We start from the raw sequence: 20,080 nt of genomic DNA on the forward strand, positions 1-20,080 counted from the left end.
AAGTTCGGCCACTCATCCCTTCCGGTCCCCGTCAGCGGGCAGTGATGGTTTCCTGCCGGGGGCAGGAGCCGAGGACACGCTTCATGGCGTCCTTCTCGGCAGCCGTCACCCACAGGCCGTAGGCGGCCTTCACAGAGATCTGGCGGGCCACGTAATGGCAGCGCAGTGCGGTGTTCTTCGGCAGCCACGTGGCGGCGTCCGCTGCGCTCTTCTGCTGGTTGGCAGCGCCGTCCGCGGCAATCAGGTTCAGGGGGTCGTTGGCCAGGCTCTGGCGTTCCTTGGGCGCCAGGCCCTGGGCCCCCTTCTGCCAGGCATCCCCGAGCGCCACCACATGGTCGATCTGGACAGCCCGGCTGCTGTCTGAACCGCGCTGGAAGTCCACGTCCTGGCCTGTATAGGGTTCCCGGAAGTGACCGGCCGTTACCTTGCAGGTGGAGCCTTCGGCGAACACCACGCCGGCAAGGTCCCGTCGCAGGATGTCATTGCGGGTATCGCAGCCGTTCCTGTCGACATCCAGCCACGCCGGGCCGAAGGCCTCGCGGCTGTAGCCGGTGTTCGGTGCCCGGCCCTTCACGGCGAGGCCGTCGAGTGCAGAGAGGGCACTGCCCGCCGGTACGGGGTTTGGTTCCTGCACCGGTTTCATCCACTGGGCATCGAAGACCGGCGCCTCGGTCGGGCCCTCCGGCGCCGGCCCTGCGGCTGCAAACTGTCCTGCGGTGAAGAACCACGACAGGGCAGCGACGATGCATACTGCGGCCGTTGCCAGCAGCGCCCAGGCCTGCCGGGAACGGCGGCGTGCGCGGCGGTAGGCAGCCCAGTGGACGGTCAAGGCGTCGACGCCGGAAGGGGAAAGTCAGGCACCCCAAGAGCCTAGGACAAAGGGCACCCCAAGCCGGTGATATCCACACTGTTGAGGACGAGTGATGGCTCACACGGCCGGCGCGGCCGCCTCTGGGCTACTGCTCCCTGGTGACCCTTCGAAGGTCTTCCTCGGCAATGGCCAGCAGTCCCTCGAGCTGGCGCACGCGGTCCTGGCTGACATCCCCGGCCGCGTGTGCGGCGCGGGCGCGTTCAAGCAGCCGCACTGCTTCCTTGTGGTTCGACTTGGCCACGTCCAGGGCGTGTTCGAGGGTGGTGTCGTGCTGAAGAGTCGATTCGTTGTCCATGCCACCAGTGTGGTCCCCTTTCCCGGCTGATTCCAGAGAACCAGCCGGGAATTCGCTGGACGTGGCGGACAGGGTCAGACCGCGATGGCGGCCAGGGCGGCGGCGCTTTCCTTGGCGGGGAACGACGGCGGGTTCACGCCGGCCATTTCCTCCATAACGCGCACCACCTGGCAGCTGTAGCCAAATTCGTTGTCGTACCAGACGTAGAGGACCAGGTTCTTGTCCGTGGAGACCGTAGCGAGTCCATCAACAATGCCGGCGCGGCGGGAGCCGACAAAGTCGGTGGAGACAACCTCGGGTGAGTCGATGTAGTCGATCTGCTTGCGGAGGTCCGAGTGCAGCGACATTTCACGGAGGTAGTTGTTGACCTCGTCCTTGGTGGTGCCGTTTTCCAGGCTGAGGTTCAGGATGGCCAGCGATACGTCCGGGGTGGGGACGCGGATGGAGCTGCCGGTCAGCTTTCCGAGCAGTTCGGGCAGGGCTTTGGCCACTGCCTTGGCGGCGCCGGTTTCGGTGATGACCATGTTCAGGGCTGCAGAGCGGCCGCGGCGGTCGCCCTTGTGGAAGTTGTCGATCAGGTTCTGGTCGTTGGTGAAGGAGTGGACGGTTTCCACGTGCCCTTGCACCACGCCGAACTTGTCGTTGATGGCCTTCAGCACGGGGGTGATGGCGTTGGTGGTGCAGGACGCCGCGGAGACGATCCGGTCCGAGTCTGTGATGTCCCGGTGGTTGATGCCGTGGACGATGTTCTTCAGCTCTCCCTTGCCCGGTGCGGTCAGGAGGACCCGCGCCACGCCCTTGCTCTGCAGGTGCTGGGAAAGTCCCTCGGCGTCGCGCCAGCGGCCGGTGTTGTCCACCACCAGGGCATCCTTGATGCCGTAGGCGGTGTAATCGATGGTGGCGGGGTCGTTGGAGTAGATGACCTGGATCTGCACGCCGTTGGCGGTGATGGTGTTGGCGTCCTCGTCGATCCGGATGGTGCCCTCGAAGGACCCGTGGACGGAGTCGCGGCGCAGCAGGCTGGCGCGCTTGGAGAGGTCGTTGTCGGAGCCGCGGCGCACCACGATGGCGCGCAGGCGCAGTCCGTGGCCGCCACCGGCCTTTTCGATGAGGAGGCGGGCCAGGAGCCGGCCGATGCGGCCAAAGCCGTAGAGCACGACGTCGGTGCTGGTGCGGTCATCGCCGCCCCGCTTGCCAACGATTTCGGCGAGCTCAGCGCGGAGGAACTCCTCCAGGGTGGCGCCGTTGCCTTCTTCCTTGAACTTCTGGTTCAGGCGGGCGATGTCGATCGCGGCAGCGCCCAGCTCCAGTCCGGCCAGCGTGTTCAGCAGGGGCGCGGTGTCCTCGAGGAGCAGTTCGTCCTTGCTCATCCGGCGTGCAAAGCGGTGCGCCTTGAGGATGTTCATGGTGGACTTGTTGATCAGGCTCCGGCCGTGGATGCTGGTGACCACGTTGTTTTCGCGGTACAGCCTGCCGATCACCGGGATCATGGCCTCGGCGAGGGCCTCCCGGCCCATCCACGTATCAAGACAAGAATCAGACGTCTGGCTCACAGAAATACCTTCCTCGGTTCAGCCGTGTACGTCCTCGTACACAGATGTAGGCCACCTGATGATGTCCAGGGGCACCCGCGCCTGCAGGGATGGCCCCCAGGCGCCTGGATCGCGTGCAAAGAAAAACCGCCGGTTGCGAACGCAACTTTCGGCGGTAGAACTCCTGCGTCCGGGATCCATTCTAATTTGGCCCGCCGCCGGGAACACGCTTGCGCTGCGTGAAATCACTCACATGGCCGGGATGCCCCGCAGCCGTGGTGTTGCCGGACTCAGTTGTGGACGGCTGAGTAGAGGTTCAGGCTGGCGGAAAAGACAAGCCAGGAAAAGTACGGCAGCACCAGGAGGCCGGCGGCGGCGTCCACCGGCCCGAAGCGCAGGATCAGGAATACCAAGGTTCCGGCGAGTGCGCAGATAACCCCGAACGCAGCCCAGAGAGCGGCAGCTCCGAGCATTGGGTACAGGGCAAAAAAGGCCGCCGGCCACGCCGCGTTGAGCAGCAGCTGGACAATGTAGCCTGCACGGGTGCTCCCGGTCAGGCCGCCCTTGCGCCAGACCAGCCACGCGGCTGCCGCCACGCCGGTGTACAGCGCCATCCAGGTGCTCCGGAACATCCACGGCGGCGGCATCCACGGCGCCTTCACCGAACCGGCGTACCACCCGTTGGAATTCAGGATGATGGGAACCGAAGCGATGACCCACGCCGCGGCGGACAGCGCCAGGAACCCGCCAAGCGCAACGACCTGGGAACGGATGCCGGGGACGCCGGCCCGGGCGGCGGGACGGGGATCAGGAATAACGGGCACGGTCCAGCATCCCCAACGCATCGCCCTAGGTCAAACGCGGAATGTGGATGGGACAGCCGGTACGCCGGGTTCTGTTCTCCCCTGCCGTTACCGGAAAGGGAGCGACGGCCATCCATCTACGAGTACCGTTGCCGGCACCCTCCAGCGGCCTACCCGGACACTCGGGCGGGCAGCCCTCGAACGTGTCCTGTCTGGCCTTGCTCCGGGTGGGGTTTACCTAGCCTTCCCGGTCACCCGGGAAGCTGGTGGTCTCTTACACCACCGTTTCACCCTTACCTGCCCTTCCCGGCCAAAGCCGGCAATGGAGGCGGTCTGTTTTCTGTGGCACTGGCCTGCGGGTTACCCCGAGTGGGCGTTACCCACCACCCTGCCCTGCGGAGCCCGGACGTTCCTCGAGCCACTTGCGTGACGCGCGGCCGCCTGGCTGTCCCATCCGCCGTCCAGTCTACCGGCGCCGCCACCCGCTTTTGCGCCGGTAGGATCGGACGGTGCTGATTCTGCTTCCCCCTTCCGAAGGCAAGACACCCGCGCTCCGGGGACCCGCCGTCGACTGGTCCACGCTCGGCTTTCCGGAATTGAACCCCTACCGCGCCAAGGTCCTCGAAGCGCTGGGAACCGTCAGTGCCCACCAGGACGCCCTCGCCCTGCTGGGCGTGGGCGCATCACTGCGTGAGGACGTGGAACGCAATACGCGCCTGGGCGCCGAGCCGGCAGCGCCCGCACACAGCATCTATTCCGGCGTCCTGTACGACGCCCTTGGCTATCGGAGCCTGACACCGGCCCAGCGGCGCAAGGCGGACGCGTCCGTCCTGGTGATCTCGGCCCTGTGGGGTGCCCTTCGCTTCGGCGACAGCGTCCCCGCCTACCGGCTCTCCATGGGCACGGCACTGCCCGACGTCGGCAGGCTGGCCCCGTTCTGGAAGACGCAGCTTGGCGAAACCCTGGGCAGCGCCGCCCGGGGGCACCTGGTGGTGGACTGCCGGTCCAGCACCTATGCAGCCGCCTGGGCACCGCCGCCGGAACAGACCGTGGCGGTCAACGTCTTCACCGAAACAGGTGGGGTCCGCAAAGTGGTGAGCCACTTCGCCAAGCACACCCGGGGGGAACTGGCGCGGCACCTGCTGGTACGGCGCGGTAAAGCCCCGGCGGCGCCATCGGACCTTTTGAAGGCTGCCCGCGAGAAGTGGGACGCAGAACTGGTGCCGGGCACGGCCCGCAGGCCGCACGCCCTGAACATCATCCTGCCGGGCTGATCCGGCCGGTCAGGACCACTCGTCCGAGCGGACCAGGATGGCGCCGGAGTCCGGGCAGAACACGATGTCGTCCGCGGCCGAAGCCTTGATCTCCGCGAGGTCGCCGGGGCTGAGCTTCATGCCGGAGGCTTCGGAGGTGCCGTGGAACAGCCGGGCCGCGCCCACTCCGCGCTTGGCAAGCGTCTTTTCATAAACCGCCAGCATGCCCGCCTCCAGGCCTGCAGCGAATGCGGCGCGCTGCGCGCGAAGCCCTGCCGCTTCCGTTTCCACCTCCGCGAGGGCCGCGTCAAGTTCGGCCCGGATGGTGGCAAAGGAGCCCTGGATGTCGTCGACAATCTGCTGCTGCGCCGCCTGCCGTTCCCGCAGGCTGTCCAGCCGCTCCATGACCTCCAGCTCCACGTCCTCAAGGTCGGAGCGCCGCTTGTTGAGCGAGGCGATGTCTTTTTGCAGTGCAACCAGGTCCTTGGAAAGGCCGGTGCCGCTGTTGAGCCTGGCCTCGTCGCGTTCGATCCGTGAAGCAACCTGTTCGACGTCGGCTTCCGCCCGCTTAAGCGCGGCCTCGGCATCGTGCACGGCCACCTTGGCTGCTCCCAGTTCACCGTTGGCGACAGAGAGCGCGGCTTCGAGGTCCTTGATGCGGGGATCGTCTTCCAGCGTGCGGCGGCGGTTGGTGAGGCCCTTCAGCCGGGCGTCCAGCCCCTGCAGTTCAAGCAACTTCAACTGTTCCGCCGGTGCTGCCTTGGCCACTGTTACCTCCGATAAATCCCTTCCGGCCGTGGCCGGGCACCGAACCGGCGCTTCCTAGACTCTAGCGCGTGGCCCCGCTTCCCTGCCTCGCGCTATCCCGGGCTGCTGCCTAGCCCGGCGTGAGGATGAAGTCCCAGGGGTCGCTGTTGGTGGTGCTGACCTGGATCTCCACCTCATGTCCCTGGTCAGCCAGGACGTTGCCCAGGGCGGCCGCGGCCGCAGGCAGCCAAAGCCATTCACTGGCGAAGTGCGACACGTCCACCAGGTACGGCCGTCCGTTGAGGGCGGCTTCGCGTGCCTCGGATGCCGGGTGGTGGCGAAGGTCCGCGGTGACGTAGACGTCGGCGTTGCTGGCGCGCACCTCATTGAACAGCGAATCGCCGGCACCGCCGCACACCGCGATGCGCCGCACCAGTCCGTCCTTGTCGCCGGAGACCCGCACTCCCCCGGCCACTGACGGAAGAATTCCAAACACCCGGGCCGCGAAGTCGCCCAGGCTCATGGCATCCGCCAGGTCGCCCACGCGGCCAATGCCTTCCTCCGGGAGCCCGTTGGCTGCCACCGTGAGCGGGGCGACGTCCTGGAGCCCCAGGGCGTCGGCCAGGACATCGGAAACGCCTCCGACGGCGGAGTCGCCATTGGTGTGCACGGTCAGCAGTGCCGTTCCCGACTCGATGAGCCGGTGGACTGCCCGGCCCTTCGCCGACGTGGCGGCGACCGACGTGACGCCCTTCAGCAGGAGGGGGTGGTGGGTGATGAGCAGTTCGGCTCCCCACTCAACGGCTTCCTCGATGACCTCCAGCGTGGGATCAACCGCAAACATCACCTTGGTGACGGCGGCGGACGGGTGGCCTGCCACGAGCCCTACCTCGTCCCAGTTTTCCGCCAGGGACTCCGGCCACAGTTCCTCAACTGCCAGGAGCAGTTCGGCCAAAGTGGGAGCGTCCGCGGAACCGGCCGGAGCCGGCGTGTCGGAGGAGGCTTCGCCGTCGTGATCTGCCTGGCCGGTAACGTCGGTGTCCACAGGTTCCATAGTCTTAGTTTTACCCCATCGGCTTGCGGCCGCCGCAGTTTGCGGCATGGCGCGGGGCCGGCAGGGAATGATCCCGGGCCGTCAACCATTGAAGAGGTCATGAAAACTTTTGTTCTTGGCGGAGGTTGCTTCTGGTGCCTTGACGCCGTCTACCAGAAGACACGGGGTGTCACCTCGGTGGTGTCCGGCTACACCGGCGGGCACGATCCCCATCCGGACTACTACTCGGTCTGCAGTGGAACCACTGGCCACGCGGAGGTGGTGGCGGTGACCTTCGACGAGGAGGTTATCCCCGCGGAAGTTGTCCTTGACATGTTCTTCGCCCTTCATGACCCCACCACGCTGAACCGGCAGGGATACGACGTGGGCACCCAGTACCGTTCCTCGATGTTCTACGAGACCACGGAGGAGAAGATCCTGTTCGAGGAAGCCATCGAACGCAACCAGGCGCTGTGGCCGCATCCCATTGTCACCGAGGTCAGCCGCCTGCCGCGGTTCCACGTGGCGGAGGAATTCCATCAGGATTACTACGCCAAACACCCGGAACAGGGGTATTGCCAGGTGATCATCAACCCCAAGCTGGCCAAGGCCCGGAAATATTACTCTGCATGGCTTAACGCTTAGCCTCCGTTACGCGGCCTCGTTAGGCTGACCTCAGTATTCACCCCTTAGAGATAGGCGTATGTACATGGCACGGATCTATGACGATGTGACGCAACTGGTGGGCGGGACCCCACTGGTCCGGCTGAACCGGCTCAGCGAGGGGCTGGACGCCACCGTTGCCGTGAAGCTGGAGTTCTACAACCCGGCCAACAGCGTCAAGGACCGCATCGGCGTTGCCATCATCGACGCCGCGGAAAAATCGGGCGCCCTCAAGCCCGGCGGCACCATCGTCGAAGGCACCTCCGGCAACACGGGCATCGCCCTCGCCATGGTGGGTGCCGCCCGCGGGTACAAGGTCATCCTCACCATGCCTGAGACCATGTCCACCGAGCGCCGGGTCATGCTGCGCGCCTTCGGTGCCGAGATCGTCCTGACCCCGGGATCCGAGGGCATGCGCGGAGCCGTGGAAAAGGCCCAGGAAATCGTGGCCAACACCGAGAACTCCATTTGGGCCCAGCAGTTCGCCAACGAAGCCAACCCGGAGATCCACCGCAGGACCACCGCCGAGGAAGTCTGGGAAGACACCGACGGAGGCGTGGACATCTTCGTGGCCGGCGTTGGCACCGGTGGAACCATCACCGGCGTCGGGCAGGTCCTGAAGGAACGCAAGCCCGGCGTACAGATCGTGGCGGTGGAACCCAAGGACTCCCCCATCCTGAACGGCGGCGCCCCCGGCCCGCACAAGATCCAGGGACTGGGCGCCAACTTCATCCCGGAGCTGCTGGACACCAACGTCTACGACGAGGTTATTGACGCGAACCTGGAGGACTCGGTCCGGGTTGCGCGGGAACTGGGCATCAAGGAAGGCATCCTGGGCGGCATCTCCTCCGGCGCCATCGTCTGGGCCGCGCTGGAACTGGCCAAGCGTCCGGAAAATGCCGGCAAGCTGATCGTGGCGGTCGTTTGCGACTTCGGTGAGCGTTACATCTCCACCGTGCTCTATGACGACATCCGCGGCTGATCAGCCCGCCGTCCGCCCGTTTCCTGTAGAAAGAACTTTGTGGGCTTTTTCGCAAGACTGAAGGAAGACCTCGACGCCGCCCGGTCCCACGACCCGGCGGCTCGAGGTTCTTTTGAGAACTTTTTCGCCTATTCCGGCCTGCATGCCATCTGGATCCACCGGCTGACGCACCGCATGTGGCAGAACCCGTCGCTTCGCTTCCCGGCGCGCCTGCTGTCCCAGCTGGGCCGGTCCTGGACCGGTATTGAGATCCATCCGGGTGCCACGATCGGACGTCGTTTCTTCATTGACCATGGCATGGGTGTGGTCATTGGCGAGACAGCCGAGATCGGCGAGGACGTGATGATCTATCACGGCGTCACGCTCGGTGGGCGCTCACTTGCCCGGATCAAACGCCACCCCACCATCGGTGACCGGGTCACCATCGGTGCCGGAGCCAAAATCCTGGGGCCCATCACCATCGGCCGGGACAGTGCCGTGGGCGCCAACGCCGTGGTAGTGAAGGATGCGCCGCCGGAATCGATCGTTACCGGTGTTCCGGCCAAATGGAGGCACCGGGACGCGCAGCGGGAAACCAAGCCCGCCGTCGATCCGGCCGAATACGACATCGAGTACCGGATCTAGAAGTACCAGGCACAGCAAAAGGCGGGCAGTTTCCCGGAGAACCGGGAAACTGCCCGCCTTTGTCATGCGGCGGCAGCTGCTAGTGGGTGTCCACCGCTTCAACTTCGGACTTGTCCTCGCCCCAGAGGGTGTGGAAGGTTCCCTCGGTGTCGATGCGGCCGTAGGTGTGTGCACCGAAGAGGTCGCGCTGGCCCTGGATCAGGGCGGCGGCCACGCGCTTGCGGCGCAGGCCGTCGTAGTACGCCAGCGATGAGGAGAACACCGGCACCGGGATGCCGAGCTGGACGGCGGTGGCAACAACGCGGCGCCAGGCCGGCAGGGCGTCTGCAATGGCCTTGGTGAATGCCGGGGCGAACAGCAGGTTGGCCGGCTTCTGGTCCGCGGCGTAGGCCTTGGTGATGTCCTTGAGGAGCTCGGCGCGGATGATGCAGCCGGCGCGCCACAGGGAGGCGATCTCGTCCAGCTTCAGTTCCCAGCCGTATTCCTTGGCGGCCGAGGTCAGCATGTCCATGCCCTGGGCGTAGGAGACCAGCTTGGAGGCGTAGAGCGCCTGGCGGACGTCCTCAACGAAGGTTTCCGGGATTTCGACGTCGGCCTCGTTGCCTGCCAGCAGTTCCTGGCCCAGCCTGCGCTGCCCGACCTGGGAGGAGAGGGCGCGGGCGAAGACGGATTCGGCGATGCCGGACACCGGCGAGCCGAGTTCCAGGGCGGAAATGACGGTCCAGCGGCCCGTACCCTTCTGGCCGGCGGCGTCGACGACGACGTCAACGAACGGCTTGCCGGTCTTGGCGTCCACGTGGCCCAGGACCTCGGCGGAAATCTCGATCAGGAAGGATGAAAGCTCCCCCTTGTTCCATTCGGTGAAGATCTTGGCCTGTTCGGCGGGCTCGATGCCGGCACCGGAGCGGAGCAGGTCGAAGGCCTCGCCGATAACCTGCATGTCGGCGTATTCGATGCCGTTGTGGACCATCTTGACGAAGTGGCCGGCGCCGTCGGTGCCGATCCAGGCGCAGCAGGGCTCGCCGTCGACCTTCGCGGAAATCTTCTCCAGCAGCGGGCCGAGGGCCTTGTAGGACTCCTTGGAACCGCCGGGCATGATGGACGGGCCGTTCAGTGCACCCTCTTCGCCGCCGGACACACCGACGCCCACGAAGTGCAGGTCCTTCTTGGCCAGTGCGGCTTCCCGGCGGCGGGTGTCCTCGTAGTGGGAGTTGCCGGCGTCGATGATGATGTCGCCCGGCTCCAGGAGCGGCTCCAGCTGCTCAATGACGGAATCGACCGGCTTGCCGGCCTTGACCATGATGAGCACCCGGCGGGGCTTTTCCAGGGAATCAACAAGTTCCTGGAGGGTCTCGGTCCGGACGAAGTCGCCTTCGGAGCCGTGCTTCTCCAGCAGCGCGTCGGTCTTCTCCACCGACCTGTTGTGCAGGGCAACCGTGAACCCGTTGCGGGCCAGGTTGCGGGCCAGGTTGGCGCCCATGACGGCGAGGCCGGTGACACCGATGTGTGCTGCAGACATCAATAACTCCAATTCATTGTTTGCCCCGGTTGCCGGCTTCCGCAGGCGGGAAGACACCGGGGCAGATCAGGGGGTCGGAATAAAGCATATATATTCTCGCTGTGACGCGAAAGTAACAGCGGCGTAATGGAACCATTGTTTCGGTGCCGGTTCAGGTTGGCCACCCTGCGAACCACCGCGGCAGCGGGAGCACGCACAACCGGGCGTCGGCCAGCAACTAGGCTTAGCAGCATGACCAGCAGCCTCCACCACCGTGCCATCGACAACCTGGGCACCCGGATTATCTCGGGGGATCTCCCGGCGGGCCACGTCATGCTGGCGGAGCAGTTGGAGGATGAACTGAAAGTGTCCCGCTCGGTGATCCGGGAAGCGGTGCGGGTCCTGCAGTCGCTGGGGCTGGTGGAAACCACCAAGCGGGTGGGCATCCGTGTACTGCCGGCAAGCCGTTGGAATCCTTTCGATCCCCAGGTGATCCGGTGGCGGCTGGCAAGCGACGCACGCGGCGCGCAGCTCCGCTCCCTCGCCGAACTGCGCGCCGCGGTGGAACCCGCGGCCGCCGAACTGGCGGCACAGAATGCCCCTGCACCGCTGCGGATGGAGCTCGTGGACGTTGCCCGTGCAATGCGGGAGGCCGGCAACAACGGCGAAGTTGCACGCTTCCTGGAACTGGACATCCGGTTCCACTCCCTGCTGCTCTCCGGCTCGGGCAACGAGATGTTCGCCAACCTCATGGGCCAGGTGGCCGAGACCCTGACAGGCCGCACCGTTCATGGCCTGATGCCCGACCACCCGCACCAGGCCGCCCTCCAGTGGCACGAGGATGTGGCGCAAGCGATTGCCAGGGGCGATGCCGCGTCCGCGCGCGAAGCCTCTGACCGGATCATGCGGCGCACCATGTCCCAGATGGCCGACACCTGGACGGAACAGCCACGGGTGTTTATCCCCGTTCGACAGTAGCTTCGCTCCGGGGGCCGAAGCTGAGGAGGACTTTTCCGGATTCGGCGGAGTTGCGGGCCATGGTGAAGGCTTCCAGTGCGTTGTCCACGGGGTATTCGTGGGTGATGACGGGCTCGATGTGCAGGGTCCTGTCGGTGAGGGCGGCGATGACGTTATCGATCTCGTCGTTGAACCGGAAGGAGCCTTTGAGGTCGAGTTCGCGGGTGATGGCCAGGGAGATCAGTACCGGCTGCGGCCCGGTGGGCAGCAGGCCCACCATCACCACGGTGCCGCCGCGGGCCGCGCCCTGGATGGCGGAGTCCAGGCCGTGGTGGGTGCCGGAGGATTCAATCACGACGTCGGCCTCCACGGCGGCGATCGCCTCCGCATCGCCGGCGGTGATCACCTGGTCCGCTCCCACGGCTTGGGCGATTTCCAGTGGTGTGGGGTGCACGTCGACGGCGGTGATCCGGGCCGCGCCGGCGCGTTTCAGGACGGCGACGGCGAGGGCCCCGATGGGCCCGGACCCGATCACGAGCGCCGATTTGCCGGCCACGTCCCCGGCCCGGGAGACGGCGTGCCAGGCCACGGCGGCCGGCTCGATCAACGCGGCGGTCCGCAGGCCAACACCGTTGGGCAGGGGCCGGAGCATCCGGGTGGGGAGGTTCACGTACCGGCTCAACGCCCCGTCCGTGTGCGGGAACCGCGCGGCACTGCCCAGGTAGGTGCAGCCCGGGGACAGGTTGGGCCGGTCCGCCGGGTAACGTGCGGCACCCGGGCCCGGGGTGGCCGGATGGACCGCCACCGCAGTGCCCGCGGCCGGGCCGGTCCCGTCAGCCGCGGCCCGGACCACCGTCCCGGAAATCTCATGGCCCAGCACCAGCGGCGCCCTCAGGATCGACTCCCCGGCCGCGCCGTGCAGCCAGTAGTGCAGGTCCGACCCGCAAATCCCGCCGAACGCCACCTCGACCACCGCCTCATCCGCGGCCGGAGCGGTAAGGGCCAGCTCGTCGATCCGCAGATCGTTGGCGGCGTGTGCCACCACGGCCGGGCCGGACACGGGGAGTGCTGTATCCAGTGCCATCAGACCACCACCGTCATTCCGCCATCGATAAAAATAGTCTGCCCGTTCACGAAATCAGACCCGTCCGAGGCCAGCCACACGGCCGGCCCGGCCAGGTCCTGCACGGTCCCCCACCGGTTGGCCGGGGTCCGGCCCAGGATCCAGGAGTTGAACTGCTCATCATCCACCAGGTTCTGCGTCATCTCCGTATGGATATAGCCCGGCGCGATCCCGTTGATCTGCAACCCGGACCCGGCCCACTCCGCCGTCATCGCCCGGGTCAGGTTCCGCAGCCCGCCCTTCGCCGCAATGTACGGCGCGATCGTGGGGCGGGCCAGGTCCGTCTGCACCGAGCAGATGTTGATGATCTTCCCCCGCCCCCGCGGGATCATGTACCGCGCTGCTTCCCGGCCCACCAGGAACGCGCTGGTCAGGTCCGTGGAAATCACCCGTTCCCAATCCTTCACGTCCAAATCCAGCATCGGCACCCGGTGCTGGATCCCTGCATTGTTCACCAGGATCTCCAACGGCCCCACATGCTCCTCCACCCATGCCACCCCGCGCGCCGCCCCGGCGTCACTCGTCACGTCAAAAGCGACACTGTGAACCCGGCCCGGAGCGTAGTCGGCGGCCATCGCCGCCGCGGCATCCTTGAGCCGCTCCCCGTTGATACCGTTCAACACCACCGTTGCCCCGGCGTCGGCCAGTGCCCGCGCCAACGCGTTGCCAATCCCCCGGCTGGACCCCGTCACCAAGGCAACCCGGCCGGTCAAATCAAACAAAGAACTCATGGTGCAACTGTTCCTTCCGCCGCTCCCGCGGCTCCTTGACTGAGGTTGGAGACCACCTGCCGCACGACGGCAAGGTCCTGGTCGCCGTGGCCCTGGCGCCTTAGCTCCGCGTAGAGCTCGATGCCGGCCGCTGCCATTGGGGTTGCCACGCCCGCCGCCTCGGCGGCATCCAGCACAAACCCAAGGTCCTTGTGCATGAATTTGGCCGGGCCGGTGGGGGTGTAATCCTTGGTGACCAGGCGCGGGCCCACGATCTCCAGGACCCTGCTCGCGGCCAAGCCGCCGGACAGGACCTCGAACAGTGCCGCCGGATCCAGCCCGGAGCGTTCGGCAAGTTCGGCAGCCTCGGCAAGCGCCGCCGTCGTGGTCCCCACCACCAACTGGTTGCAGGCCTTGGCAAGTGAGCCCGCGCCCAGTGGGCCAAGGTGGCGCACTGTGGTACCCATGGTCCGCAGCAGGGGCTCAACGCGGCGGAAGGACTGTTCGTCGTCCGCGCCTGCCATGATGGCGAGGGTGCCGTCCGCCGCACCCTTGGTGCCTCCGCTCACGGGTGCATCCACGACCCGTGCGTTGCCGGAACTGAACTCCCGGACGCGCCGCCCGAATTCCTGTACGCCGGTGGGCGAAACGCTGCTCATGACCAGCAGGACGGTATTCGGTGCCGGCGGGTTCTGCTTCCAGCTCTCCAGCAGGTCATGTGCTGTTTCCTCTATGTGTGGCAGGTCAGGAAGCATGAACACGATGGCGGGGAGGTTCCGCATCTCCACGACCCGCTCAACGGCACACCCGCCGAGGTCCTGCAGCCGGGTGAGCGCTTCAGGCGACCGGTTCCAGCCGCTGACCTGCCAGCCCCCTGCGATGGCATTGGAAGCCATCAAATTACCCATATGCCCCAGGCCCACGAAGCCTGCCCGCTTGTCCTCCATGATCTGCCTCACATCGTCGTGCTGGAAAGAGTTGTTCAATATCCTAGTCACAGTTCAGCATAATGAACTCCATAGTGCTTGGAATTAAATTTCCGCTGCTGTCCGGGTTGAGGCAGGTTTTGTGGACCTCACTGGTGGGCGACTGATCCTCAAGGACCTTCCCGTGAACCTAGGGATCCCACAAATCCTCCACGTCCAACCCGCCGCCCGGCGGTGCCATAGTGTCCATTCATGTGAACAACAACCACCATGACGGCCTGTGAACGGCGGTTTTCGTGGCCCTGATCCAACGTGAAGCAGCCGAACGGCGCATGACTTTTTGTTTCCAGCAGTTCACGGTATATTCATCCCAAGCCCTCCACCGCGGCATCCCCCAATAGCCGCGGTGGAGGGTTTTCCAATGCCGGAAAGTCAACGCCGGCGTGATGCCTGCGTATCCAGGCATTGATCGTCAAGCTGCGTCCGCTGCCGTGTCCCGTAGCCTCCAGCCTCCGCCGATCCCATCGCGCTGGAGGTACATGGTGGTCAGCGCTGACTTGCTGTTGTTGCCCAGCCGCACCTGCAGCTGCAGGACTTCGACGTCCACACCACTGTTGCCCTTCGGCATCCGCCGGCTGGTTTCCCACCAGTTGATGCGCTCGAACCACCTGACCGGTTCGGCACCAACCGCCCATTCCCTGCCCCGGCTCAGCACCGCCGTCGGTATTCCGTTGCTGTCTGTGTGCACCATGACATGTTCCATTCCTGCAACGTATGGCAAGGGTCCGACAATGACGGCAGGAGGGCGGGCAGCAAAAAACCCGCCGCCCGCCGGTAAGGCGGGGACAGCGGGTTTGTAGTTTGGTGGGTCCTACCGGGATCGAACCGATGACATCCACGGTGTAAACGTGGCGCTCTACCAGCTGAGCTAAAGACCCAAATCACGCGGTTTCCGGCCGGACTGCCGCAACCAACGAACATAAACTCTACCCGACAGGGGACCGGAAACGCGAATCCGCGCACCGAACCGCCTGAGGTGTCCCTACAGGGCGGGGAGTTCGGCCGCGAGGTAGCCCAGCGCCTGGCTGACGCCGGCTTCAAGCTTGACGGTCGCCTTGTCATCACCCCGGGTGGCGCCCCGGTTGATGATCACCACCGGCTTGGATTCCTTGGCCGCATGCCGCACAAACCGAAGACCGCTCATGACCGTCAGGGATGAACCGGCAACCACCAGCGCGGCTGCCCCGTCCACCATGGCGTACGAACGTTCCACCCGGTCCTTGGGCACATTTTCCCCAAAGTAGACGAAGTCCGGCTTCAGGGTACCGCCGCAGGCAGGACAGACCGGCACCACGAAGCTGCTGATGAGGGCCTGGTCCTCCACGGTGGCGTCAGCATCCGGCGCCATCTCCACCAACCCGGACGCCGCTGCCCGTTCCAGGAATCCGGGGTTGAGTTCCTCGAAAACACCGGCCAGGAGGCGCCGGGTGTAGGTCCGCCCGCAGTCGAGGCATATCACCTGGTCATACCGGCCGTGCAGATCGACGACGTTGGAGCTGCCGGCGTCCTGGTGCAGGCGGTCAACGTTCTGGGTAATGAGGCCAGTGAGGTAACCGCGGCGTTCCAGCTCCGCTGCTGAATAGTGGCCCACGTTCGGGTCCGCGTGCCGCATATGGGACCACCCGATGTGGTTCCGGGCCCAGTAGCGGCGCCGGTTGGCCGCGTCCCGGACAAACTCCTGGTAGGTCATGGGCTGCCGCGGCGGCGAGTCCGGGCCACGGTAGTCCGGAATGCCGGAGTCGGTGCTCAGGCCCGCGCCCGTCAGCAGGGCGAACGGGGCACCGGCAAGCAGGTCGCGGATCCTGGCCAGCACCTCGAGGTCATCGCCTGACAGCGGAGCAGGGGCTACCGGCGGCATGCTGGCAAAGCCGGTAAGGCCCGTCCCCCGCCGATGTTCCGCCATGGTCGATCAGGCCTGTTTCAGATCCGCCAGGGCCGCGCGGTATTCGGCGAAGTCCCGGGCCTGTCCGCGGGGATTCACAACGCTGTAACGGATCCTGCCGTCGGCGTCGATGATGAAGGTGGCGCGCTTGGCCATGCCACTGACGTCGTCGAACACACCGTAAGCACTGGCCACGGCCCCATGCGGCCAGAAGTCGGCAAGGAGGTCGAAGCTGTAGCCTTCCTGCGCCGCATAGGCCCGGAGGCTGAACTTGCTGTCCACGGACACTGCAAGGACCACCGCGTTCGAATCCTCGAATGTGGCCAGGTTGTCCCGTATCTCGCACAGTTCACCCGTGCAGATCCCCGAGAATGCAAACGGGTAAAAGACCAGGGCCACGTTCTGCCCCCGGAAGGATGACAGCGTCACGGGCTCGCCGTACTGGTTGGCAAGCTCGAAGTCGGGCGCTTCCGCGCCCAGTGCAGGAACAGCTGCGGAAGCGGCCTCAACCGCTGCCGTCATTTGTTCTTCCTGCTGACAAGGCGGGTTGCACTCCAGTCCTTCGAGACTCCCGCTGAGGTGGTGACGTGCAGGCCGGCGGTGGGTGCGGCTTCCTGGATGTCTGCTGGCGAGACGTAGCCGTCCCTGCCTGACTTGGGGGTGAGGACCCAGACAACACCGTTTTCGCTCAGGGTAGTGAGGGAATCCATCAGGCTGTCCACCAGGTCCCCGTCGCCGTCGCGCCACCACAGGATGACGGCGTCCGCCACCTCATGGTCGTCCTCGTCCAGCAACTCGGAACCGGTGAGGTCCTCAATATCGTCACGCAAGTCGAAATCGACATCGTCGTCGTAACCGAACTCCTGAATCAGATCCCCGTTCTTGAAACCCAATTTTTCCGCCACATTTACCGAAGTGGCGGCGTCGGCCTCGCTCACGTGTTCCTCCAATACCTCATATATGCAGTGTGCATAGTGATTTCCATTACTCCCAAGCCAACACCCTTTGTGCCTGCGCTTCAAGCTGCCGCCCCCGGGACTGCGCATATTCTGCGTCACATCCGGCTGCAGCATCCCCGTCACAAGGGCTTTTTGTCACACAACCAGTATGACGAACGAAATACAACCGCAGCACCTGACCCGCGGCTACGCATCGCGTTGCGGTCAGGGCTAGAGTGGCTGGTGACAACTATGGCTGCGGGACGACAACCTTGTGACTCCGTGCAGACATAGGAGCGCTAGGAAGCTGCCCGGCACACATGCCCGGGCTGTTGTAACCGATACGTCGCACACGGCGTATGTACGCCGGGCAGTCACCCTGCCTGGCCTGAGTGCGCCGATTCATGCGCGCAAAGAGAGGTTGGACGTGGCTGCAGGAGAAGATACCTCCCATATCCTCAGCGGGTTGACTAACCAGCTGCCTGATCGTGATCCGGAAGAGACTGCCGAGTGGGTTGAGTCCCTGGATGCGTTGATCAGGGAACAGGGCACCGAGCGTGCCCAATACATCATGCGGAGCCTGCTGCAGCGCGCCGGCGCGCAGAGCGTCGGGGTGCCGATGGTGACCACCACCGATTACGTGAACACGATCCCGGTGGACCAGGAAGCCCAGTTCCCGGGCAACGAGGAGTACGAGCGCCGGTACCGAGCCTACATGCGGTGGAACGCCGCGGTCATGGTCCACCGGGCGCAGCGGCCCGATATCGGCGTCGGCGGGCACATCTCCACCTACGCCGGTGCCGCGACCCTGTACGAGGTCGGGTTCAACCACTTCTTCCGCGGCAAGGACCACCCCGGCGGCGGGGACCAGGTCTTCTTCCAGGGCCATGCCTCCCCCGGCATGTACGCCCGGGCGTTCATGGAAGGACGCCTCTCCGAGGAGGACCTGGACGGGTTCCGGCAGGAAAAGTCCCGCGAGGGCCATGCCCTGTCCTCCTACCCGCATCCGCGCCTGATGCCGCACTTCTGGGAATTCCCCACCGTGTCCATGGGCATCGGCCCGATGAACGCGATCTACCAGGCCCAGAACAACCGGTACCTGCACAACCGGGGCCTGAAAGACACCTCCGACCAGCAGGTCTGGGCGTTCCTGGGCGACGGCGAAATGGACGAACCCGAATCCCGCGGCCTGCTGCAGCTGGCGGCGAACGAAAACCTGGACAACCTGAACTTCGTGATCAACTGCAACCTCCAGCGCCTGGACGGGCCGGTGCGCGGCAACGGCAAGATCATGCAGGAACTCGAAGCGTTCTTCCGCGGCGCGGGCTGGAACGTGATCAAGGTCGTCTGGGGCCGGGAATGGGATGACCTGCTCACCCGCGACACCGACGGGTCCCTGGTGAAAATCATGAACGAAACCGTCGACGGGGACTACCAGACCTACAAAGCCGAATCCGGCGGGTTCGTCCGCGAACACTTCTTCGGCAAAACCCCGCAGACCAAAGACCTCGTCGCGGACCTCACCGACGACCAAATCTGGAACCTCAAACGCGGCGGCCACGACTACCGCAAGGTCTACGCAGCCTACAAAGCCGCCACCGAATTCAAGGGCAAACCCACCGTCATCCTCGCCCACACCGTCAAGGGCTACGGCCTGGGACCGCACTTCGAGGGCCGCAACGCGACCCACCAGATGAAGAAGCTGACCCTGGATGACCTGAAGAAGTTCCGCGACCACCTGCGGATCCCCGTCAGTGACGAACAGCTCGAGAAGGACTCGTACCGGCCGCCGTACTACCACCCCGGTAACGACGCCCCGGAAATCAAGTACATGATGGAGCGCCGCGCTGCCCTGGGCGGAGCCGTCCCGGAACGCCGGAATTCCCACGCCGAGATTGTGCTGCCCGACGCGAAGTCCTACGAGGTGGCAAAGCGCGGTTCTGGCAAGCAGCAGGCCGCCACCACCATGGCCTTCGTCCGGCTCCTCAAGGACCTGATGCGGGATAAGAACTTCGGCAAGCACATCGCCCCGATCATCCCCGACGAAGCACGCACGTTCGGCATGGATGCGTTCTTCCCCACCGCGAAGATCTACAACCCCAAGGGCCAGAACTACCTCTCCGTGGACCGCGACCTGGTCCTGGCCTACAAGGAATCCCCCGCCGGGCAACTGATCCACCCCGGCATCAACGAAGCCGGCGCCGTGGCAGCCTTCACCGCCGCCGGGACCTCCTACGCCACCCACGGCGTGCCCCTGGTCCCGGTCTACGTGTTCTACTCCATGTTCGGCTTCCAGCGCACCGGCGACGCCTTCTGGGCCGCAGCAGACCAAATGACCCGCGGCTTCATCATCGGCGCCACCGCAGGCCGGACCACCCTCACCGGCGAAGGCCTCCAGCACGCCGACGGCCACTCCCCCCTGCTGGCCTCCACCAACCCCGCCGTGCTCACCTACGACCCCGCCTACGGCTACGAAATCGGCCACATCATCCGCTCCGGCCTCGAACGCATGTACGGGCCGGACTCAACGGACAAGAACGTCATGTACTACCTCACCGTGTACAACGAACCCATCGTCCAGCCCGCCGAACCGGAAAACCTCGACATCGAAGGCGTCATCAAGGGCATCTACCTGCTCGCACCGGCAAAGATCGACGGCCCCCGCACCCAGATCCTCGCCTCCGGCGTCTCCGTGCCCTGGGCCATCGAAGCCCAGCGCGTCCTGGCCGACGACTGGAACGTCTCCGCCGACGTCTGGTCCGTCACCTCCTGGAACGAACTGCGCCGCGACGGCCTCGCCGCCGAAGAAGAAGCCTTCCTCAACCCCGGCCAACCCGCCCGCACCCCGTTCGTCACCCAGCAACTCGAAGGCGCCACCGGCCCCATCGTCGCCGTCTCCGACTACATGAAAGCCGTCCCCGACCAGATCCGGCAGTTCGTCCCCAACGAATTCGCCACCCTCGGCGCCGACGGCTTCGGCTTCTCCGACACCCGCGCAGCAGCCCGCCGCTACTTCAAGAACGACACCCACTCCATCGTGGTGCGTGCCCTTGAAATGCTGGCGCGCCGTGGCGAGGTGGATGTTGACGCCCCGGTCAAGGCCATCGAGAAGTACAAGCTGCTCAACGTCAATGCCGGCACCACCGGCAATGCCGGGGGCGAAGCCTAGCCTTCCGGCTGGAC

General features: G+C 65.5%; 20 protein-coding genes, 1 tRNA gene and 1 other RNA gene. 6 read left to right on the top strand and 16 right to left on the bottom strand.

Annotation, left to right across the window (positions count from 1 at the left end):
* Nucleotides 1–31: 31 nt before the first annotated feature.
* The 5 genes from ACEN9K_RS13270 to rnpB form a co-directional block, all read right to left on the bottom strand.
* Nucleotides 32–829: an HNH endonuclease family protein gene (locus tag ACEN9K_RS13270; RefSeq protein ID WP_478223276.1), complete on the bottom strand. Its 798-nt coding sequence runs from the start codon at nt 827–829 to the stop codon at nt 32–34.
* Between the two features lie 127 nt (nt 830–956).
* Nucleotides 957–1,166, bottom strand: coding sequence for a hypothetical protein (locus tag ACEN9K_RS13275; RefSeq protein WP_488314519.1), 210 nt, complete (start codon nt 1,164–1,166; stop codon nt 957–959).
* A 74-nt stretch (nt 1,167–1,240) separates the two neighbouring features.
* Complete coding sequence (locus ACEN9K_RS13280) at nt 1,241–2,719, bottom strand: glyceraldehyde-3-phosphate dehydrogenase (RefSeq protein WP_495634530.1); 1,479 nt, start codon at nt 2,717–2,719, stop codon at nt 1,241–1,243.
* Between the two features lie 269 nt (nt 2,720–2,988).
* Nucleotides 2,989–3,522: a TspO/MBR family protein gene (locus ACEN9K_RS13285; RefSeq protein ID WP_223991914.1), complete on the bottom strand. Its 534-nt coding sequence runs from the start codon at nt 3,520–3,522 to the stop codon at nt 2,989–2,991.
* Nucleotides 3,523–3,566: 44 nt separating this feature from the next.
* Nucleotides 3,567–3,954, bottom strand: an RNA gene (rnpB, locus tag ACEN9K_RS13290) — RNase P RNA component class A.
* Nucleotides 3,955–4,010: 56 nt separating this feature from the next.
* Between rnpB and ACEN9K_RS13295 the strand changes: the two genes are divergently transcribed.
* Complete coding sequence (locus ACEN9K_RS13295) at nt 4,011–4,775, top strand: YaaA family protein (RefSeq protein WP_488314517.1); 765 nt, start codon at nt 4,011–4,013, stop codon at nt 4,773–4,775.
* A 9-nt stretch (nt 4,776–4,784) separates the two neighbouring features.
* Here ACEN9K_RS13295 and ACEN9K_RS13300 read toward each other — a convergent pair whose 3' ends face one another.
* Complete coding sequence (locus ACEN9K_RS13300) at nt 4,785–5,522, bottom strand: zinc ribbon domain-containing protein (RefSeq protein ID WP_018769510.1); 738 nt, start codon at nt 5,520–5,522, stop codon at nt 4,785–4,787.
* Nucleotides 5,523–5,631: 109 nt separating this feature from the next.
* A complete protein-coding gene (locus ACEN9K_RS13305; RefSeq protein ID WP_200831090.1) occupies nt 5,632–6,555 on the bottom strand; it encodes a Nif3-like dinuclear metal center hexameric protein in 924 nt (307 codons plus the stop codon).
* 99 nt (nt 6,556–6,654) lie between these two features.
* Here ACEN9K_RS13305 and msrA point away from each other — a divergent pair, with 99 nt between their 5' ends.
* The 3 genes from msrA to epsC all read left to right on the top strand — a co-directional run bounded on the left by msrA (nt 6,655) and on the right by epsC (nt 8,803).
* Entirely contained in the window at nt 6,655–7,179 is a 525-nt protein-coding gene (msrA, locus tag ACEN9K_RS13310; RefSeq protein ID WP_018769512.1) for a peptide-methionine (S)-S-oxide reductase MsrA, read from the top strand.
* 64 nt (nt 7,180–7,243) lie between these two features.
* Nucleotides 7,244–8,179: a cysteine synthase A gene (gene cysK / locus ACEN9K_RS13315; protein WP_026265806.1), complete on the top strand. Its 936-nt coding sequence runs from the start codon at nt 7,244–7,246 to the stop codon at nt 8,177–8,179.
* A 39-nt stretch (nt 8,180–8,218) separates the two neighbouring features.
* The gene (gene epsC, locus ACEN9K_RS13320) at nt 8,219–8,803 is read left to right on the top strand and encodes a serine O-acetyltransferase EpsC (protein ID WP_018769514.1); all 585 of its coding nucleotides are present in this window, start codon (nt 8,219–8,221) and stop codon (nt 8,801–8,803) included.
* A 79-nt stretch (nt 8,804–8,882) separates the two neighbouring features.
* Here the strand turns inward: epsC and gnd are convergent, their stop codons facing one another.
* The gene (gnd, locus tag ACEN9K_RS13325) at nt 8,883–10,322 is read right to left on the bottom strand and encodes an NADP-dependent phosphogluconate dehydrogenase (protein ID WP_495634531.1); all 1,440 of its coding nucleotides are present in this window, start codon (nt 10,320–10,322) and stop codon (nt 8,883–8,885) included.
* Nucleotides 10,323–10,553: 231 nt separating this feature from the next.
* On the opposite strand from gnd, the gene ACEN9K_RS13330 reads away from it, so the two are divergent.
* Nucleotides 10,554–11,279, top strand: a complete 726-nt coding sequence (locus ACEN9K_RS13330; RefSeq protein WP_018769516.1) for a FadR/GntR family transcriptional regulator — start codon at nt 10,554–10,556, stop codon at nt 11,277–11,279.
* On the opposite strand, the gene ACEN9K_RS13335 is transcribed toward ACEN9K_RS13330, so the two are convergent.
* From ACEN9K_RS13335 to ACEN9K_RS13370, 8 genes are all read right to left on the bottom strand, one after another.
* Nucleotides 11,260–12,342, bottom strand: coding sequence for an L-idonate 5-dehydrogenase (locus ACEN9K_RS13335; protein WP_495634532.1), 1,083 nt, complete (start codon nt 12,340–12,342; stop codon nt 11,260–11,262). The two genes, ACEN9K_RS13330 and ACEN9K_RS13335, sit on opposite strands and share 20 nt — an antisense overlap.
* Entirely contained in the window at nt 12,342–13,112 is a 771-nt protein-coding gene (locus ACEN9K_RS13340) for an SDR family oxidoreductase (protein WP_018769518.1), read from the bottom strand. Before ACEN9K_RS13340 ends, ACEN9K_RS13335 begins: the two co-directional genes overlap by 1 nt.
* Entirely contained in the window at nt 13,109–14,038 is a 930-nt protein-coding gene (locus ACEN9K_RS13345; RefSeq protein ID WP_495635706.1) for an NAD(P)-dependent oxidoreductase, read from the bottom strand. The genes ACEN9K_RS13340 and ACEN9K_RS13345 overlap by 4 nt, the downstream gene beginning before the upstream one ends.
* A 451-nt stretch (nt 14,039–14,489) precedes the next feature.
* A complete protein-coding gene (locus ACEN9K_RS13350) occupies nt 14,490–14,768 on the bottom strand; it encodes a hypothetical protein (RefSeq protein ID WP_495634533.1) in 279 nt (92 codons plus the stop codon).
* 111 nt (nt 14,769–14,879) lie between these two features.
* Nucleotides 14,880–14,955: transfer RNA gene (locus ACEN9K_RS13355), tRNA-Val, on the bottom strand.
* Nucleotides 14,956–15,059: 104 nt separating this feature from the next.
* On the bottom strand, nt 15,060–15,980 hold the full coding sequence (locus ACEN9K_RS13360; RefSeq protein ID WP_056390765.1) for an NAD-dependent protein deacetylase: 921 nt from the start codon (nt 15,978–15,980) through the stop codon (nt 15,060–15,062).
* Between the two features lie 6 nt (nt 15,981–15,986).
* Entirely contained in the window at nt 15,987–16,481 is a 495-nt protein-coding gene (locus ACEN9K_RS13365; RefSeq protein WP_018769522.1) for a peroxiredoxin, read from the bottom strand.
* Entirely contained in the window at nt 16,478–16,897 is a 420-nt protein-coding gene (locus tag ACEN9K_RS13370; RefSeq protein ID WP_026265808.1) for a DUF3052 domain-containing protein, read from the bottom strand. The genes ACEN9K_RS13365 and ACEN9K_RS13370 overlap by 4 nt, the downstream gene beginning before the upstream one ends.
* 427 nt (nt 16,898–17,324) lie before the next feature.
* On the opposite strand from ACEN9K_RS13370, the gene aceE reads away from it, so the two are divergent.
* Nucleotides 17,325–20,066, top strand: coding sequence for a pyruvate dehydrogenase (acetyl-transferring), homodimeric type (aceE, locus tag ACEN9K_RS13375; protein ID WP_495634534.1), 2,742 nt, complete (start codon nt 17,325–17,327; stop codon nt 20,064–20,066).
* Nucleotides 20,067–20,080 lie beyond the last annotated feature (14 nt).

The organism is Pseudarthrobacter sp. Pseusp20 (genome assembly GCF_059492155.1).

What these genes read in the sequence shown, in the direction of transcription:
- ACEN9K_RS13275 (WP_488314519.1), bottom strand. Translation starts at nt 1,166, where the DNA reads ATGGACAACGAATCGACTCTTCAGCACGACACCACCCTCGAACACGCC.
- ACEN9K_RS13305 (WP_200831090.1), bottom strand. Translation starts at nt 6,555, where the DNA reads ATGGAACCTGTGGACACCGACGTTACCGGCCAGGCAGATCACGACGGC.
- msrA (WP_018769512.1), top strand. Translation starts at nt 6,655, where the DNA reads ATGAAAACTTTTGTTCTTGGCGGAGGTTGCTTCTGGTGCCTTGACGCC.
- cysK (WP_026265806.1), top strand. Translation starts at nt 7,244, where the DNA reads ATGGCACGGATCTATGACGATGTGACGCAACTGGTGGGCGGGACCCCA.
- gnd (WP_495634531.1), bottom strand. Translation starts at nt 10,322, where the DNA reads ATGTCTGCAGCACACATCGGTGTCACCGGCCTCGCCGTCATGGGCGCC.
- ACEN9K_RS13330 (WP_018769516.1), top strand. Translation starts at nt 10,554, where the DNA reads ATGACCAGCAGCCTCCACCACCGTGCCATCGACAACCTGGGCACCCGG.
- ACEN9K_RS13335 (WP_495634532.1), bottom strand. Translation starts at nt 12,342, where the DNA reads ATGGCACTGGATACAGCACTCCCCGTGTCCGGCCCGGCCGTGGTGGCA.
- ACEN9K_RS13340 (WP_018769518.1), bottom strand. Translation starts at nt 13,112, where the DNA reads ATGAGTTCTTTGTTTGATTTGACCGGCCGGGTTGCCTTGGTGACGGGG.
- ACEN9K_RS13345 (WP_495635706.1), bottom strand. Translation starts at nt 14,038, where the DNA reads ATGGAGGACAAGCGGGCAGGCTTCGTGGGCCTGGGGCATATGGGTAAT.
- ACEN9K_RS13350 (WP_495634533.1), bottom strand. Translation starts at nt 14,768, where the DNA reads ATGGTGCACACAGACAGCAACGGAATACCGACGGCGGTGCTGAGCCGG.
- ACEN9K_RS13360 (WP_056390765.1), bottom strand. Translation starts at nt 15,980, where the DNA reads ATGGCGGAACATCGGCGGGGGACGGGCCTTACCGGCTTTGCCAGCATG.
- ACEN9K_RS13365 (WP_018769522.1), bottom strand. Translation starts at nt 16,481, where the DNA reads ATGACGGCAGCGGTTGAGGCCGCTTCCGCAGCTGTTCCTGCACTGGGC.